We start from the raw sequence: 17,464 nt of genomic DNA on the forward strand, positions 1-17,464 counted from the left end.
GTTTGACAAACGTGAACGGCCCGGCTCCACGCGGGGCGTGGAGCCGGGCCGTTCTCGGCGTCCGGACACTACTACGGGCGGCCCGGAGGCCGCCCGTAGTTGGTCCTACCGGCAGAAGGCTTCTACCAGCTCTTTACTTGGCGGACTTGGCGCGCGACGCGGTGCGCGAGCGCTCCTTCTGGTCCAGGACGACCTTGCGGATGCGGACGGCCTCCGGGGTCACCTCGACGCACTCGTCGTCGCGGCAGAACTCCAGGGACTGCTCCAGGGAGAGCTTGCGCGGCGGGACGATCGCCTCGAAGGAGTCGGCGGAGGAGGAGCGCATGTTGGTGAGCTTCTTCTCCTTGGTGATGTTCACGTCCATGTCGTCGGAGCGGGAGTTCTCGCCGACGATCATGCCCTCGTACACCTCGGTGCCGGGGTCGGTGAACAGCACGCCGCGCTCCTGCAGGTTGGTCATCGCGAAGGCGGTGACCGCACCGGCGCGGTCGGCGACCAGCGAGCCGTTGTTGCGGGTCTGCAGCTGGCCGAACCACGGCTCGTGGCCCTCGTGGATCGAGTGCGCGATGCCGGTGCCGCGGGTCTGGGTCAGGAACTCGGTACGGAAGCCGATCAGACCGCGGGACGGGACGACGAACTCCATGCGGACCCAGCCGGAGCCGTGGTTCGACATGTTGTCCATGCGGCCCTTGCGGACGCCCATGAGCTGGGTGACGGCGCCCATGTGCTCCTCGGGCACGTCGATGGTCATGCGCTCGACGGGCTCGTGGACCTTGCCGTCGACCTCGCGGGTGACGACCTGCGGCTTGCCGATGGTGAGCTCGAAGCCCTCGCGGCGCATCTGCTCGACCAGGATGGCGAGCGCGAGCTCACCACGGCCCTGGACCTCCCAGGCGTCCGGGCGCTCGGTGTCGAGCACGCGGAGGGAGACGTTACCGATCAGCTCGCGGTCCAGGCGGTCCTTGACCTGGCGGGCGGTGACCTTGCGGTCCTTGACCGCGGCCTTGGCGTCGGCGCCCTTGCCGGTGCCGCCGCGGCCGACCAGCGGGGAGGTGTTGGTGCCGATGGTCATCGAGATGGCCGGCTCGTCGACCGTGATCAGCGGCAGCGCGATCGGGTTCTCCGGGTCGGCCAGGGTCTCGCCGATCATGATCTCCGGGATACCGGCGACGGCGCAGATGTCGCCCGGGCCCGCCACCTCGGCCGGCTTGCGGGTGAGCGCCTCGGTCATCATCAGCTCGGTGATGCGGACGTTGGAGATCGAGCCGTCGCGCTTGATCCACGCGACCGTCTGGCCCTTGCGCAGCTCGCCCTGCTCGACGCGGAGCAGCGCGATGCGGCCGAGGAAGTTGTCGGCGTCCAGGTTGGTGACGTGGGCCTGGAGCGGGGCCTCCTCGTCGTACACCGGGGCCGGGACGTGCTCGAGGATCGCGGAGAAGAACGGCTCGAGGTTGTCGCTGTCCGCGGGGACGGTGCCGTCCTCCGGCTTGGTCAGCGAGGCGACGCCGTCACGGCCGCAGGCGTAGACGATCGGGAACTCGATCTGGTCCTCGTCGGCGTCCAGGTCGAGGAAGAGGTCGTACGTCTCGTTGACGACCTCGTCGATCCGGGAGTCCGGGCGGTCCGTCTTGTTGATGCAGAGGATGACGGGCTTGCGCTGCTGGAGGGCCTTGCGCAGCACGAAGCGGGTCTGCGGCAGCGGACCCTCGGACGCGTCCACGAGCAGGACGACCGCGTCGACCATCGACAGGCCGCGCTCGACCTCGCCACCGAAGTCGGCGTGGCCGGGGGTGTCGATGATGTTGATCGTGATGGGCGCCCCGCCGTCCTTGGGGTGGTACTTCACCGCCGTGTTCTTGGCGAGGATCGTGATGCCCTTCTCACGCTCCAGGTCGTTCGAGTCCATCATGCGGTCGTCGAGCTGCTGGTGGGCGGCGAAGGCACCGGCCTGCTTGAGCATGGCGTCGACGATGGTCGTCTTGCCGTGGTCGACGTGGGCGACGATGGCGACGTTACGAATATCGTGGCGCGTGGGCATACTTCGGCGCTTCTCCCGGATCGTGGATTGGCGTCGCGTACGGTCCGGCACGCGAGCCCGCCGGGCGGAAAACCTGCCACGGCCTTACCCCATCGTACGTCGCGTGGCGGGAAGCGCATGCCGGGGGTCTGTCAAGAGGCCGGGAGGGCGAGCTTGCACCGCTCCGGAGGGGCTGGTTCTACGGGCCGTCCGCGGGGCCGGGTCAATGGGATGCGGACGGCCGTGACGTGCGTGGTGCCGTGGGGTGGAACCGACCCTGCCCGCCGGCGGACCGGCGGGCAAGGGACTTGAGACACTTCTGAGCTTGGCCCTGCGCCCTCCACAAATTCTTCAGGAATTCCCCGCCCGGTGTCCTCAGGAGCGCTTCTGCGGGGCGGCCGCGCCCGCCTTCTGCCAGCCGATGTCCTCGTAGTGCGGGGTGCCGAGGCCGAAGGCTCCGGCGTTGGTCACGCCCGGCTTGACCGCCACCAGCTCGGGGCGCTGGTAGAGCGGGATGGAGCCGGCGGCCGCCCAGATCCGGGCGTCGGCCTTCTTCATCAGCTCCCGGGCCTCGTCCTCGTCCAGCTCCCCCAGGGCCTGGTCGAAGAGCTGGTCGATGTGGTCGGTGCCCACCCGGGTGTAATTCTGTTCGATCAGCAGCGAGCCGTCCGCCGCCGGCTCCGGCTTGGCGAAGATCGGCCGGTCGTCGGTGGCCGGGTAGGCCGTCGCGGGCCAGGAGTACAGCGCCAGGTCGTACTGGCCGGAGGCGATGTGGTCCTTGAAGAAGCCGTCGTCCGGGACCTTGGTCAGCTCGGTGCTGATGCCGATCTTCCGCAGCATCTGGCTGATCCGGTCGCCGACCGCGCGCAGCGGCTCCGAGCCGGGACCGGCCGGCAGGACGAACCGGAGCGTGAGGGTCTTGCCGTCCTTGGCCAGCAGGTTCCCCGAGGTCCGGACCTGCTTGGCCGGGGCCGGGGCGGGGGTGCCCTGCGGGGCGTACGCGCCGGCCACCGGCTCGCGGCCGTTCGCCGCCGGGCGGACCGGGGGCTGCTTGGCGTCCACCGCCCGCTCGTCGGCCGGCTTCTTGCCGTCGTCCCCGGCGCCGGCCGCCGCCAGGGCCTCGGCCTGGGCCAGCAGGGAGGCGCCCTGGAGCGCGGCCACCGGGGCCGGGTGCATCAGCGCCGGGCCGCCGCCGCGCTCCTCGGCCGTGTCCGCGTCGACGATCTCGCCGTCCGCGGCCTCGGGCGCGTACGCACCGGGGGCCTCGGGGTTCTTGCCCGCGTCGGCCGGCCGGCCGGGGTTCTTGTCGTCCTGGCCGACGATGTACAGCCCGTCGTTGCCGGTGCCGTCGCCGCGCTCGGCGGCCCGGGTCTTGGCGTCGTCCTTCTCGGTCTTCTCGGCCTTGTCGGCCGTCTCCGCCTCGGCGCCGGGGCGGCCGCCGGCCGCCTTGGTGTCCAGGGGCGCGCCGAGCCGCCAGCCCGCGTCGGCCAGCAGGGCCGAGGCGGCCTTGGGGTCCCGGCCGCCTAGGGCCTCGCTGTTGTCCGCGTAGGCCCGCTGCCCGGCGAGCGCGAGGTGGCTGCCCACCGGCCGGGCGGGCAGTCCGAGCGGCTTGAGCACGACCTCGGCCAGCTCCTGGCGGTCCAGGGCGCGGGCCACCGCCCGGCGCACCCGCTCGTCGGCGAGCGGACCGGCCGCGCCGTTCATCGCCAGCTGCGTGTAGGCCGGCTCCAGGGACTTGCGGATCCGGAAGCCGCCGAGGGCCTTCTGCTGGGCGGCGTACGTCCGCACGGCCGCCGCGTTGCGGGCCCGGGCGCCCTGCTCGGCCTGCGCCTTGTCGCCGTCCGAGCCGTGCGCCACGGCCCAGGAGAGCAGGGCCTGACCCGCGGTGACGGTGGCGCCCGGGCCGTGCGTGAGCGCCTTGCCGGCCGAGCCCGCGCCCTGCGCGCCGTCCCGCAGCGCCAGCGCGATCCGCTCGGCGCCGAGCCGGTCGACCTCGGCGAGGTCCAGCTTCCCGGCGGCCAGTGCGGCCGGCCGGTCGGCCCGCGGTACGGCGGTCAGCAGGAGGGTGTCGAGCTTGGCGGGCCGCCCCCACCAGCGGGGGTTGCGGGAGAGCGCGGCGGTGCCGGTCTTCTTGTCGATCGCGCCGAGCACGAAGGGCCCGGCGGTGACCTTCAGGGCGCCCCGGGCGCCCTCGTTGAAGGCGTCGGGGGTGCCCGTGACCTGCTTGGGGTACAGCGGGCTGAACAGTGAGCGCCAGTCCGCGTAGGGCTTGGCGAAGGTGACCCGGACCTCCAGGTCGTTGGCCCCGCGCTCGATCTTCTCGATCCGGTCGTAGCCGGCGTTGCGGGCGGTCCAGTAGGCGGAGTCCTTGCCGTTCAGCGCCCGCCACTGGGCGACGAAGTCGGCCGCGCCGATCTCCCGGCCGTCGCTCCACACGGCCTGCTGGTTGAGCTTGTAGAGCACCACCTGCTTGGGCTCCCGGGCCACCACCTCGGCCTTCTCGAGGTAGTTCCGGTCGGCCACCGGCCGACCCCGCCCGTCGAGGGTGAAGAGGGAGGGCAGGACCGCCCCGGCGATCCGCGCGGTGGTCGCGTCCGCATCGGCCTGGAAGGTGTTCAGGGTGTCGGGCAGCGCGTCCACGGCCCAGCGCATCACCCCGCCGTCGGCCACCCGGTCCCGGGTCGCGGCCCGGATGTCCTGCGGGGCCGCGGCCGGCCCCGCCTCGTCGTCGCCCGCTCCGCACCCCGCCAGAAGGGGCAGCGCGAGTACGCCCGAGGTCAGGAGCGCCAAGGACCTGCGCCTTCTCTGGGACATGGGTGGTACCTCCGGGGCGGCGGGCTTGATCACTTATGGCGGTATATGGAGCTGATCACACTGGGTGCGGAACCCACTCAAAACGACCGCCCGCCGCCGCTGCGCCAGCCGGGCCGCGCCACGCCGCGAACCCCACCCGTGCGGACCAACCCGGCGCGCTCCGCCGCTCCGGCCGGCGCCGCCGGCGGCCCGGACGTCACCCCGCGGGGGCGGCCGGGTCCCCCCTGGGAGGGACGGGACCGGGCACCCGGGGGGCGCACAGATCACGCCTGCGCGCCCGCAATCCCTGCACGTGCCTTCACAACCGGGGACGGGAGGCGCGACACTCCAAGGCGCACATGAGCGTTGCCACCGCAACCTGCGGAAGTGAGGGCAAATCATGTCCCTGCAGGACGATTTCAATGCCGTCCGGCGCAATCTGGACGAGCTGACGCGCGCGGTCGACCGGCTGGAGCAGGACATCTCCCGCCAGTCCCCCGCCGGGCCCGCCGCCGCCCGGCCGCCGGGTCCCGCCATGGTGACCATCCCGGACACGCCGTACGACAGCACCCTCTGGACGGACTCGGACGACGAGGGCCTGGGCGCCCGCGACCGCCGGGCGCCCTGACCCACCGCCTGACCCGCCGCCGCGGCCCCCGGCCGCGGCCCCGGACCGGGCTCCCGCCCGCACCACCCCATCAGGCCCCGCCGCCCCCGCACCGGGGGCGCACCCCAGCGGCAGCTGGGCGGGGTCTCCTGGGCCACCCCCGACACTCCACCCCCGGAGTCCCCCTTGGCCACAGGCACCGAACCACCCCGGCCGCTGACCGGCGTCCACGGCCCCTCCCGGGCCTCCATACCCGCCCGCCACCTGCGCACCGACCGCTGGTGGCTGGCGCCCGCCGGCACCGCGGCCGGGCTGTTCGCCTTCGTCGTCTACTCGACCTGGCGGGCCTTCGCGAACGCCGACTACTACGCGGCGCCCTACGTCTCGCCCTTCTACTCGCCCTGCCTCGCGGACAACTGCAAGCCCATGCCCGGCGGTCCCGACTGGGGCCTGGTCGGCAGCTGGTGGGGCCTGTCCCCGGCCCTGCTGGTGCTGGTCTTCCCGCTCGGCTTCCGGCTGACCTGCTACTACTACCGCAAGGCCTACTACCGGGGCTTCTGGGCCTCGCCCCCGGCCTGCGCGGTGGCCGAACCGCACGCCGGCTACAGCGGCGAGACCCGCTTCCCGCTGATCCTGCAGAACCTCCACCGGTACTTCTTCTACGCCGCGCTGCCGGTCGCCGGCTTCCTCACGTACGACACCGTGCTGGCCTTCCGCGACGAGCACCACGCCTGGGGCCACCTGGGCCTGGGCTCCCTGCTCTTCCTCGCCAACATCGTGCTGATCTGGGCGTACACCCTCTCCTGCCACTCCTGCCGGCACATCATCGGCGGCCGGCTGCGGCACTTCTCCAAGCACCCGGTGCGCTACCGCCTGTGGGGCTGGGTGGGCCGGCTCAACTCCCGCCACATGCAGCTCGCCTGGGCCTCGCTGGTCTCGGTGGCGCTCTGCGACTTCTACGTCTACCTGCTGGCCACCGGCACCTTCGACGACCCGAGGATCTTCTGACATGGCTCAAGTCGACCGGCAGCAGTGGGACGTGGTCGTGGTCGGCGCGGGCGGCGCCGGGCTGCGGGCCGCGATCGAGGCCCGCGAGCGCGGCGCCCGTACCGCCGTGATCTGCAAGTCGCTGTTCGGCAAGGCCCACACGGTGATGGCCGAGGGCGGCATCGCCGCCTCCATGGGCAACGTCAACGACCACGACAACTGGCAGGTGCACTTCCGCGACACCATGCGCGGCGGGAAGTTCCTCAACCAGTGGCGGATGGCCGAGCTGCACGCCAAGGAGGCCCCCGACCGGGTCTGGGAGCTGGAGACCTGGGGCGCGCTCTTCGACCGCACCCCCGACGGCCGGATCTCCCAGCGCAACTTCGGCGGCCACGAGTACCCGCGGCTCGCGCACGTGGGCGACCGGACCGGCCTGGAGCTGATCCGCACCCTCCAGCAGAAGATCGTCCAGCTCCAGCAGCAGGACTTCGAGGAGACCGGCGACCACGAGTCCGGGCTGAAGGTCTTCCAGGAGTGCACGGTCACCCGCATCCTGAAGGAGCACGGCCCGCAGGACGGCGAGCGGGTCTCGGGGGCGTTCTGCTACGAGCGGGAGTCCGGCCGCTTCTTCGTGCTGGAGGCCCCCGCGGTGGTGCTCGCCACCGGCGGCATCGGCAAGTCCTTCAAGACCACCTCCAACTCCTGGGAGTACACCGGCGACGGGCACGCGCTGGCCCTGCTGGCCGGGGCGCCGCTGCTGAACATGGAGTTCGTGCAGTTCCACCCCACCGGCATGGTCTGGCCGCCGTCGGTGAAGGGCATCCTCGTCACCGAATCGGTGCGCGGCGACGGCGGGGTGCTGCGCAACAGCGAGGGCAAGCGGTTCATGTTCGACTACGTCCCGGACGTCTTCAAGGAGAAGTACGCCGAGTCGGAGGAGGAGGGCGACCGCTGGTACGACGACCCGGACCACAACCGCCGGCCGCCCGAACTGCTCCCCCGGGACGAGGTGGCCCGGGCGATCAACTCCGAGGTCAAGGCGGGCCGCGGCTCCCCGCACGGCGGGGTGTTCCTGGACGTCTCCACCCGCATGCCGGCCGAGCGGATCCGCCGGCGCCTGCCGTCCATGTACCACCAGTTCAAGGAGCTGGCGGACGTGGACATCACCGCCGAGGCCATGGAGGTCGGGCCCACCTGCCACTACGTGATGGGCGGGGTGGCGGTGGACTCGGAGACCGCGGCGACGGTGGGCGTGCCGGGCCTGTTCGCCGCGGGCGAGGTGGCCGGCGGCATGCACGGCTCGAACCGGCTGGGCGGCAACTCCCTCTCCGACCTGCTGGTCTTCGGCCGCCGGGCCGGGCTGTACGCCGCCGAGTACGCGCAGGGCGCCGGACGTCCGGAGGTGTCGCAGGCCGCGGTGGACGCGGCGGCCGAGGAGGCACTGGCCCCCTTCCACGCGGAGGCGGGCGCGGAGAACCCGTACACCCTCCACCAGGAGCTCCAGCAGACGATGAACGACCTGGTCGGCATCATCCGCCGGGAGGGCGAGATGGCCCAGGCGCTGGAGCGGCTGGCGGCCCTGCGGGTCCGGGCCGGCCGGGCGGGCGTCGAGGGCCACCGGCAGTTCAACCCGGGCTGGCACCTGGCCCTGGACCTGCGCAACATGCTGCTGGTCAGCGAGTGCGTGGCGAAGGCGGCGCTGGAGCGCACCGAAAGCCGGGGCGGCCACACCCGCGAGGACTGCCCGGCCATGGAGCGGGCCTGGCGCCCGGTGAACCTGGTCTGCCGGCCGGTCCTGCCGGTACCCGCCGACCCCGCGGCCGACCGGATCGAGCTGCACCGCACCCGCACCGACCCCATCCGCCCCGACCTGCTCGCCCTGTTCGAGAAGGAAGAGCTGGTCAAGTACCTCGCCGAAGAGGAGCTGTACGAGTGACGAGCTATGACGCACGCTTCCGGGTCTGGCGGGGCGACGCGGCGGGCGGGGGCCTGGCGGACTTCACGGTCGAGGTCAACGACGGCGAGGTGGTGCTGGACATCATCCACCGGCTGCAGGCCACCCAGGCCCAGGACCTGGCGGTGCGCTGGAACTGCAAGGCGGGCAAGTGCGGGTCGTGCAGCGCGGAGGTCAACGGCCGGCCGCGGCTGATGTGCATGACGCGGATGTCGGTCTTCGACCGGGCGGAGACCGTGACGGTCACGCCGCTGCGGGCCTTCCCGGTGGTCCGGGACCTGGTCACGGACGTGTCCTTCAACTACGAGAAGGCGCGGTCGGTACCGGCCTTCGTGCCGCCGGAGGGGCTGGCGCCGGGCGAGTACCGGATGCAGCAGGTGGACGTGGACCGCTCGCAGGAGTTCCGCAAGTGCATCGAGTGCTTCCTGTGCCAGGACACCTGCCACGTGGTGCGCGACCACGAGGACAACAAACCCGCCTTCGCCGGGCCCCGCTTCCTGATGCGGGTCGCGGAACTGGACATGCACCCCCTCGACGCCGCCGCCGCGACCGGCCTGGACCGCAAGCGCACCGCCCAGGAGGACCACGGCCTGGGCCTGTGCAACATCACCAAGTGCTGCACGGAGGTGTGCCCCGAGGGCATCAAGATCACCGACAACGCCCTCATCCCCCTGAAGGAACGAGCCGCCGACCGCAAGTACGACCCGCTGGTCTGGCTGGGCAACAAGATCACCCGCCGCCGGGAGTAACGGCCGCGCCCCAGCCCCGCCTCCCCCAGCCCGCGCCGGGGGCACCTCCCAGCGGTAGCTGGGGGAGATTGAGCGCACCGGCGCGGAGCGGCGGTATGGGGGTCCGGGGGCGGAGCCCACGGTTTCGGGATGGGGGTCCCCCCGGACGGAGTCTGGGGGAGGGTGGGGAGGGGACCGGCCCCGCAGGGCACCGGCCCCCGCCCCGCTCCGGTCGCGGCCCCCCGGATCCCCCCATAGCCTCCCAAATGTGACCCCGACCCGCGGCATCCGCCTGACCCTGGCCCTGGGCATCGCCCTGCTCGGGGCAGCACCACAAGCCCAGGCGGCACAAGCGGCAGCACCGGCACGGGCCGCGGCCCCGAACGAAGACCCCGGCCCCCTCAGCAGGAGCGGCCAGATCACCGACCGCGTGGACGCGCTGGGCGACCGCGCGCCCGCGGTCCGCTCCGCCCTGGACCGCCTCTACCAGAGCCGCCGCATCCAGCTCTTCGTCACCTACGTGCACGACTTCGCCGGCCGCTCCCCCCAGTCCTGGGCCGACGCCACCGCCGAGCGCAACGGCCTCGGCCAGGACGACGTCCTGCTCGCCGTGGCCACCGGCGACCGCCAGTACGCCTACTCCGCCGCCACCGACTCCGGCTTCACCCAGGCCCAGCTGGCCGCCGTGGCCCGGGACGCCATCGAGCCGGCGCTGCGCCAGAACGACTGGGCCGGGGCCGCCATCGGCGCCGCCGACGGCTACGACGCCGTGCTCGGCGGGCGTCCGGTACCGGCCCCCGCCGTCACCCCCGGCGACCCCGACCCCGGCCGCACCGCGCAGGGCGGCGGCGCCGGGGACTTCGTCGTCCCGGTGATCGCGGTCGGCGCGGCCGGCGCCCTCGGCGCGTACGCGTACACCCGGCGCAAGCGCCGCGGCACCGGCGGCCGGGCGGCCGCCACCACCGGCTGGGGCACCCCCGAGGCCCCGCTGCCGCCCTCGCTCGACGAACTGGACGCCCGCGCCCGGACCCTGCTGGTCGGCACCGACGACGCGGTCCGCACCAGCACCGAGGAACTGGGCTTCGCCACCGCACAGTTCGGCGAGGAGGCGGCCCGGCCCTTCGACGAGGCCGTGCAGTACGCCCGGACGGAGCTGGCCGCCGCCTTCCGGCTGCGCCAGCAGCTCGACGACGCGTACCCGGAGGACGACGCCACCCGCCGCCGGATGCTCGAGGAGATCGCGGCCCGCTGCGCCGGGGCCAACCGGCGCCTGGACGCCGAGTCCGAGGCCTTCGACCGGCTGCGGGCGCTGGAGAAGAACGCCCCCGAGGCCCTGGCGGCGGTGGAGGCGCGGTTCCGGGAGCTCACCGGCCGGGCCGGCACCGCCGAGGCCACCGTGACGGCGCTGCGCACCCGGTACGCCGACTCGGCCGCGGCCCCGGTGGCCGGCAACCCCGGACAGGCCACGGACCGGCTGCTGTTCGCCACCACCAGCCTGGGCCTGGCCCGGGCCGCCCTGGACTCCGGCGACCACGGCCGGGCCGCCGTGCAGGTGCGGGCCGCCGAGGGGGCCGTGGACCAGGCGGCCACCCTGGTCGACGCGGTGGAGCGGCGGGCCCAGGAGCTGGCCGAGGCGGCCGGGAAGCTGGACGGCGCGCTGACCGAGACGGAGACCGACCTCGCCGACGCACGGGGGCTGCTCACCGGCACCCCCGAGGGGGTGTCCACCGCCGACCTGCGCGGCCGGATCGGCCGGGCCGAGGCGGTGCTGGCCGAGGTGCGCGGGGAGCGCGAGGGCGGCCGGTACGACCCGATCGACGCGCTGCGCCGGGTCGAGGAGGCCGACGCGGCCCTGGACGAGGCGCTGGCCGGCGCGCGGCAGCGGGAGAGCGGCGACCTGCGTGCCCGGACCCTGCTGGACCAGGCGCTGCTGAGCGCGCGCAGCGCGATCGGGGCGGCCGCGGACTACGTGACCACGTCCCGGGGCGCGGTGGGCAGCCGGGCCCGCACCCGGCTGGCGGAGGCCCAGCGGCGGCTGGAGAAGGCGCAGGCACTGGCCGCGTCCGACCCGTCGGGGGCGCTGGCCGAGGCCCAGCAGGCCGATGCGCTGGCCCGGCAGGCGCAGGAGCTGGCCGAGCAGGACGTCCGCGGCTTCCAGCAGCCCTACGGGGGCGGCGGGGCGGGCGGCCGGGGCGGCGCGGTGCTGGGCGGGATCATCCTCGGCGAGATCCTGCGCGGCGGCGCCGGCGGCCTCGGCGGCGGGCGCGGCGGCCGGGGCGGCGGCTTCGGCGGCGGTTTCGGCGGCGGTTTCGGCGCCGGCCCGGGCCCCGGGCCCGGTTCCTTCGGCGGCGGGGGCACCCGCGGCCGGATGGGCGGCGGCGGCCGGTTCTGAGCCCGCCCCGCCCCCTCAGGCTTCCACGAGTCCCGCGTTCCCCTCAGGAGATGACGATGACCAAGCAGACCATCCTCGGCCGGGTCACCCAGCTGGCGAAGGCCAACATCAACGCACTGCTGGACCAGGCCGAGGACCCGCAGAAGATGCTGGACCAGCTGATCCGGGACTACTCCAACAACATCTCGGAGGCCGAGCAGGCGGTGGCCACCACCCTCGGGAACCTGCGGCTGATGGAGCAGGACCACACGGAGGACGTGGACGCGGCGGCCGAGTGGGGCGGGAAGGCGCTGGCGGCGAGCCGGAAGGCGGACGAGCTGCGGGCCGCGGGGTCCGCGGCGGACGCGGACCGCTTCGACAACCTGGCGAAGGTCGCGCTGGGCCGCCAGCTCCAGTCGGAGAAGGAGGCGGCCACGGCCGAGCCGACGATCGCCGCGCAGACCGAGGTGGTCGGCAAGCTGCGGGAGGGCCTGGACAGCATGAAGGCCAAGCTGTCGGAGCTCCAGGCCAAGCGGGACGAGCTGGTGGCCCGGGCCAGGACCGCCCAGGCGCAGAACACCATGCTGGACGCGGTCAAGAGCATCGACGTGATGGACCCGACCAGCGAGCTGAACCGCTTCGAGGACAAGGTCCGCCGCGAGGAGGCCCGCGCGCAGGGCCGCCAGGAGCTGGCCGCCTCGTCCCTGGACGCGCAGTTCGAGGCCCTGGACGACCTGGACCGCCGCTCCGAGATCGACGCCCGGCTGGCCGCCCTGAAGTCCGGCCGCGCCGCGTAGGCCGCCGGGCTACCCGTACATCTCCAGCAGCTGCTCGGCGGAGAGCTCCGCGGCCGGGGTGGCCTCGGCGGCCCCCGGCAGCGGCAGGTCGAACCAGACCGTCTTGCCGCGCGGGGTCCGCCGGGTGCCCCAGCCGGCGCTGAGGAGGCCGACGAGCTGGAGCCCCCGGCCGCCCTCGTCGGTGTCGCGGGCCCGGCGCCGGCGGGGCTGGACCAGTCCGCCGTCCCAGACCTCGCAGACCAGGGTGCGGTCCAGCAGCAGCCGGAGCCGGATCTCGCCCTCGCCGTACCGCAGGGCGTTCGTGACCAGCTCGCTGACCAGGAGTTCGGTGGTGTCGGCGAGGCCTTCCAGGCCCCAGGCGTGCAGCCGGGTGCGGGCCAGCTCGCGGGCCCGGCCCACCGAGCGGGGCTCCCGGGGCAGCCGCCAGTCGCCCACGGCGTCCGGCGGCAGCCCCTGGACCCGGGCCATCAGCAGGGCGATGTCGTCCTCGCCGTGCCGGGTCTCGAGGGTGTTCAGGACGTGGTCGCAGACGTCCTCCAGCGGCTGGGCCGGGTCCCGCAGGGCCTCGCGCAGTCCTCTGAGGCCGTCCTCCAGGGTGTGGTCGCGGGATTCGACCAGGCCGTCGGTGTAGAGGGCGAGCAGCGCCCCCTCGGGGAGCTCGACCTCGATCTCCTCGAAGGGCTCCCCGCCGACCCCGGCGCCCAGCGGCATCCCGGGCGGCACCTCGAGCAGCAGGGCGCCGCCCTCGCCGCTCTCGGCCACCACCGGCGGCATGTGCCCGGCGTTGGCGATGGTGCAGCGCCGGGTCACCGGGTCGTAGACGGCGTAGACGCAGGTGGCGAGGTAGACCTCGGCGAGGTCGGCGTCCCGCGAGCGGGACTGCTGGGAGCCGCCGGGCGCGCCCAGGCCCCGCGCGACCTCGTCGAGGGCGGCCAGCACCTCGGCCGGTTCCAGGTCGAGGAGGGCGAGGGTGCGCACGGCGGTGCGCAGCTCGCCCATGGCGACGGCGGCCCGCAGCCCGCGGCCCATGACGTCGCCGACGACCAGGGCGGTGCGGTGGCCGGGCAGCTCGATGACGTCGAACCAGTCGCCGCCGACCTCGGTGGCGGCGTTGCCGGGCAGGTAGCGGCAGGCGATGTCCAGGCCGGCGGCCTCCGGGTCGCCGGGCGGCAGCAGGCTGCGCTGGAGGATCAGGGCGCGTTCGTGCTCGCGCCGGTAGAGCCGGGCGTTGTCGATGGAGACGGCGGCCCGGGCGGCCAGCTCCACGGCCACCGCCCGGTCCCGCTCCCCGAAGGGCTCGCTGCCCTTGGTGCGGGAGAACTGGGCCAGGCCCACCACGGTGTCGTGGGCCACCATCGGCACCACGAGCGTGCACTGCACCAGGTCGTCGGGGCCGCCGCCGAGGACCAGCCGGGGCCGGGCGGTGCGCAGCGCGAGCGCGCCGGGCGAGGCGGCCGGGAAGCGGTGGATCTCGCCGACGCCGACCGGGCCGGCGGGCGTGGCCCCGGCGTCGTCCGGGCGGCGGCCGGGGGGAGTCCCGGGCCCGGAGACGGGGGCGTCGGAGACGGCGCTGGCGAAGGCGACCCGCCGCATCAGCGCGGAGGGCAGCCGTCCGCCGGGGGTGCCGGCGGCGCCGTGGTGGGCGCGCTGGGCGCCCGGGCCGGTGCCGGGTCCGTGCATCCGGGCGGGCCGGTCGTCGTCGCCCTGGAGGAGCCCTTGGTACAGGTCGACGGAGGCCAGGTCGCAGAAGCCGGGCACGGTGACGTCGAGCAGTTCGCGGGCGGTGGTCTCCAGGTCGAGGGAGTTGCCGATCCGGGAGCCGGCCTCGTTGAGGAGGGCGAGGTTGCGGCGGACACCGGCGGCCTCGCGGGCGGCGAGGTGGCGGCGGGTGACGTCGGTGCCCAGGCCCGCGACGCCGATGGGGCGGCCGGAGCCGCCGTGCACGCGGTAGAGGTTGATGGACCAGTGGCGTTGTTCCCGGCTGCCGGGGGCGGCGCCGACGATCTGGAGGTCGGTGACGGACTCGCCGGTCTCCAGGACCCGCCGGAGGGCGGCGGCCATCCGGTCGGCCTCGCGGCGGGGCAGGTAGTCGTGGACGGTCCGGCCGCGGTGGTCCTCGGCGGCGCCGCCGAAGACGGTGGCGAAGCGGCGGTTGGCGCGCTGCACCGTGAGGTCGGTGTTGAAGAGCAGGAAGCCGAAGGGAGATTGTCCGAATATCGCCTGCGAGGCCGCTAGGTCCGATTCGATCCGCCGCAGCGCCTGGACGTCGACCACGATGCAGAGCGCGGCCCGCTCCCCCGACTCCGTCTCGGTGGGCATCACGTAGATCTCGGCCACGCCCTGGAGGCCGTCCCGGTCCGGGATCCGGAAGGGGACCAGGCCGGTCCACTCCTTGCCGTCAAGGATCTCGGCCACCCGGCGGCGGCCGCCGGCGCGCAGTTGGGCGGGCATGAAGGCCTCGACCGGGTCCCGCCCGACGGCCTCCTCGGCGGTCAGTCCGAAGAGGTCCTCGGCGCGCAGGCTCCACTGGTCGACGAGCCCGTCCGGACCGATCGAGAAGGAGGCGACCCGTATGTAGTCATAGATCGAGCCAGGCGGACTGCTCTGCCACATGGCTTCGCGCCACGGCGCTCCGGGCACATCGGTCTGTTGTGCCTGCGCAGGTATTTCGCTCACGCGACCGTCCCCTCCAGCTCACCGCAACCGGACCGGCCATGACCGAAGTATTCAGCACCACGGCCGCTCCCGGTACGGCGTTCACGATCACAGCAAGGTCTCGTTGCTTTTGAGCCGCGTCTCGTGATCGTCGGCGTACCTTCACCTTCTTACTCACCAGGCAACGCCAATTCGAACCACACGGTCTTGCCGCTCTTCCCGTGCCGCGTCCCCCAGCGCTGTGCCGAGACCGCCACCAGGTGCAGTCCCCGGCCCCCTTCGTCGTCGGGCTCGGCGACCCGCTCCCGGGGCGGATCCGGAAGCGGATCGGAGACCTCCACGAGGAGCGCGGGGTGCCCCGGGCCACCGCCGGTGGCCGGATTCTGCCGTACCAGCCGGACCCCGATGGGGCCCGAGGCGTACCGCAGGGAGTTGGTCACCAGCTCGCTGACCAGCAGGACGGTGACGTCTCCGACGGAGTCCAGGCCCCAGTTGCGCAGGGCGCCGCGGACGGCGTGCCGGGCGGTGCGGACGGCGCCCGGCTCGGCGGGAAAGGCCCATTCGGCGCACTCGCCTTCGGTGTCGATCACGCCGATCACTTCCCGGGCCGCCAGCGGACCCCAGTCCGGATGTTCAGGGGGACGAGATGGGGATTAATAGCGACATACCCGATATCCGGGGCGTCGTACCGCCCGGGACGGCACGCACCGGCGCACTGTGGCACGAACGGCGTACATCGCGGGCCCCCTGCGCCCCGCCGGGTCACCCCGAAGGGGCGTCCGGGCTCCGGTCGTCGCGCCCGGCGGCTCCGGCGCGCAGCCGGCGGCCGGCCTCGGCGACGGCGGGGCGGTCCTGGTCGAGCCAGTCGACCTGGTCGAGCTCGTCGGGGCCGAGCCAGCGCAGCCGGTCGTGGTCCTCCAGCGGGCGGGGCTCGCCGGAGAGCAGCCGGGCGGTCCACACGTGCAGCACCAGGCCCGGCTTGAGGGGCCACTCGCCGGGGATCCGCTCGAGCGGCTCGGTCTCGACGCCCAGTTCCTCGCGCAGCTCGCGCACCAGCGCCTCGGGCACGGTCTCGCCCGGCTCGGCCTTGCCGCCCGGCAGCTCCCAGCGGCCGGCCAGCTCGGGCGGGGCGCTGCGGCGGGCGGCCAGCAGGCGCCCCTCATGGCAGACGGCTCCGCCCACGACCACGCGTACAGTCATGGGCGGAGCCTATGCGATCAGTTGCGGGTGGCGGTCTGGCCGATCCGCTCGACCCAGTAGAGCTGCTTGTGGCCGCGGTCGTCGAGGCTGTCGGCGACCTTCTGGGCCTCGGACCGGGTGGCGTACTGGCCCACCCGGTAGCGGTTGCCGTTGTCGTCCTGCCGTATGACCAGCCACGGGAGCACGGCACCGCTGTCGTTCATCGCGCTTCACCCTCCGCCGATGGGCGTGCCCAGGAAACCGCATTACGCATATGCCTGAGCTTACGCCCGACCTTCACGGAGCGGATACGGGTTTTCACGAAGAGATACCTCGCAGGCGTACGCATCCGGCCATGCGTACGACTGCGCCGCGCACGGGCGGCCCGCGGCGCACCACCGCGGGGGGCGTACCACCCCCCGCGCGCGGCCCCCGGTCAGCGAACGGGCAGGTGGTAGGCGACGCGGTAGCGGTCGGCGGGGACCACCACGTCGGCGGTCTCCACCGCCCGGCCGGAGGCGAAGTAGGTGCGCCCGATGACGAGGACGACGTGCCCGGGCACGCCCCCGAGGGCCAGCAGTTCCTCCGCGAGGCCGGGGCGGGCGCCGACCTCCTCGACGACGTTGTCCACGACGAGGTCGATGGCGGCCATCCGCTCGACCACCCCGCAGCCGCCCAGCGGCCCCTCCTCGGGGAGCATCACCGGGGTCCGGCCGGTCACCGCCAGGGGCTCCCAGGAGGTGGAGAGCATCATCGCCTCGCCGCCGTCCCGGAAGACGTAGCGCGTGCACATCACCCGGTCCCCCGGCTCGATGCCCAGCCGCCGGGCCACCTCGGCCGGGGCGCCCGTCTGCTCGCTGCTGGACTCCCACGTCCCGCGGGCGCCGTCCTCGGCCTGCTCCTGCCGGAAGGGCGTGGAGGCCCCGCCGGTGCCGTACCCGGAGCGGGCCACGCGTCTGGGCACCGGCTGCTCGCGCACGTACGTGCCGGAGCCGGAGCGGCCCTCGACCAGGCCCTCCGCCATGAGGACCTTGCGCGCCTCCAGCGCGACCGTGTCCGAGACGCCGTACTCCTCGCGGATGCGGGCCTGGGAGGGGAGGCGGGCGTGCGGGGGCAGGGACCCGTCGACGATCTTGCGCCGAAGATCCCCGGCGACACGCAGATAGGCCGGCTGCTCACCGAAAGTCACAAGCCACTCCCCTCAGGTTGACGGACAGCAACAGACTGACAACCCACGGTTGTTGACCGCAACCAAAGGCCAAAGATTCACCCGATGTGATGAACCAGCAGGTCGGGGGTGCGGTTACCGAAAGTACAACGATCAAGCTGCCCCCGGTCGGCCGTCAACAACCCTTGACCCTCGTGGTCCAGACCAA

Annotated in this window: 13 protein-coding genes; 6 read left to right on the forward strand and 7 right to left on the reverse strand. The window is 73.8% G+C overall.

The features are described from left to right. Nucleotides 1-133: 133 nt before the first annotated feature. Together typA and AB0O40_RS03145 are read right to left on the reverse strand one after the other, a co-directional pair. Nucleotides 134-2,038: a translational GTPase TypA gene (gene typA / locus AB0O40_RS03140; protein WP_365035046.1), complete on the reverse strand. Its 1,905-nt coding sequence runs from the start codon at nt 2,036-2,038 to the stop codon at nt 134-136. A 354-nt stretch (nt 2,039-2,392) separates the two neighbouring features. Then, entirely contained in the window at nt 2,393-4,831 is a 2,439-nt protein-coding gene (locus tag AB0O40_RS03145; protein ID WP_365035048.1) for an ABC transporter family substrate-binding protein, read from the reverse strand. A 379-nt stretch (nt 4,832-5,210) separates the two neighbouring features. Here AB0O40_RS03145 and AB0O40_RS03150 point away from each other — a divergent pair, with 379 nt between their 5' ends. The 6 genes from AB0O40_RS03150 (at nt 5,211) to AB0O40_RS03175 (ending at nt 12,254) form a co-directional block, all read left to right on the forward strand. Further along, the gene (locus AB0O40_RS03150) at nt 5,211-5,438 is read left to right on the forward strand and encodes a hypothetical protein (protein WP_365035050.1); all 228 of its coding nucleotides are present in this window, start codon (nt 5,211-5,213) and stop codon (nt 5,436-5,438) included. Nucleotides 5,439-5,603: 165 nt separating this feature from the next. Further along, a complete protein-coding gene (locus AB0O40_RS03155) occupies nt 5,604-6,425 on the forward strand; it encodes a hypothetical protein (RefSeq protein ID WP_365035052.1) in 822 nt (273 codons plus the stop codon). Between the two features lies 1 nt (nt 6,426). After that, the gene (locus tag AB0O40_RS03160) at nt 6,427-8,340 is read left to right on the forward strand and encodes a fumarate reductase/succinate dehydrogenase flavoprotein subunit (protein WP_365035053.1); all 1,914 of its coding nucleotides are present in this window, start codon (nt 6,427-6,429) and stop codon (nt 8,338-8,340) included. After that, complete coding sequence (locus AB0O40_RS03165) at nt 8,337-9,107, forward strand: succinate dehydrogenase/fumarate reductase iron-sulfur subunit (protein WP_365035055.1); 771 nt, start codon at nt 8,337-8,339, stop codon at nt 9,105-9,107. The genes AB0O40_RS03160 and AB0O40_RS03165 overlap by 4 nt, the downstream gene beginning before the upstream one ends. Nucleotides 9,108-9,390: 283 nt before the next feature. Beyond that, nucleotides 9,391-11,478: a TPM domain-containing protein gene (locus AB0O40_RS03170; protein WP_365035199.1), complete on the forward strand. Its 2,088-nt coding sequence runs from the start codon at nt 9,391-9,393 to the stop codon at nt 11,476-11,478. Nucleotides 11,479-11,534: 56 nt separating this feature from the next. After that, nucleotides 11,535-12,254 carry a PspA/IM30 family protein gene (locus AB0O40_RS03175; protein ID WP_365035057.1) on the forward strand — a complete coding sequence of 240 codons (720 nt, stop codon included), beginning with the start codon at nt 11,535-11,537 and terminating at the stop codon, nt 12,252-12,254. A gap of 9 nt (nt 12,255-12,263) precedes the next feature. Here AB0O40_RS03175 and AB0O40_RS03180 read toward each other — a convergent pair whose 3' ends face one another. From AB0O40_RS03180 to AB0O40_RS03200, 5 genes are all read right to left on the reverse strand, one after another. Further along, complete coding sequence (locus AB0O40_RS03180) at nt 12,264-14,867, reverse strand: SpoIIE family protein phosphatase (RefSeq protein WP_365035059.1); 2,604 nt, start codon at nt 14,865-14,867, stop codon at nt 12,264-12,266. Nucleotides 14,868-15,079: 212 nt separating this feature from the next. Further along, entirely contained in the window at nt 15,080-15,508 is a 429-nt protein-coding gene (locus AB0O40_RS03185; RefSeq protein WP_365035060.1) for an ATP-binding protein, read from the reverse strand. Between the two features lie 163 nt (nt 15,509-15,671). Next, a complete protein-coding gene (locus AB0O40_RS03190) occupies nt 15,672-16,109 on the reverse strand; it encodes a (deoxy)nucleoside triphosphate pyrophosphohydrolase (RefSeq protein WP_365035062.1) in 438 nt (145 codons plus the stop codon). Nucleotides 16,110-16,126: 17 nt separating this feature from the next. Then, nucleotides 16,127-16,312 (reverse strand): SPOR domain-containing protein, encoded by a 186-nt coding sequence (locus AB0O40_RS03195; RefSeq protein ID WP_365035064.1) that lies wholly within the window; start codon nt 16,310-16,312, stop codon nt 16,127-16,129. Between the two features lie 212 nt (nt 16,313-16,524). Beyond that, nucleotides 16,525-17,277, reverse strand: coding sequence for a GntR family transcriptional regulator (locus AB0O40_RS03200; RefSeq protein WP_365035066.1), 753 nt, complete (start codon nt 17,275-17,277; stop codon nt 16,525-16,527). Nucleotides 17,278-17,464 lie beyond the last annotated feature (187 nt).

The sequence above is a fragment of the Streptomyces sp. NPDC089919 genome (genome assembly GCF_040684615.1).
GTDB lineage: Bacteria > Actinomycetota > Actinomycetes > Streptomycetales > Streptomycetaceae > Streptomyces.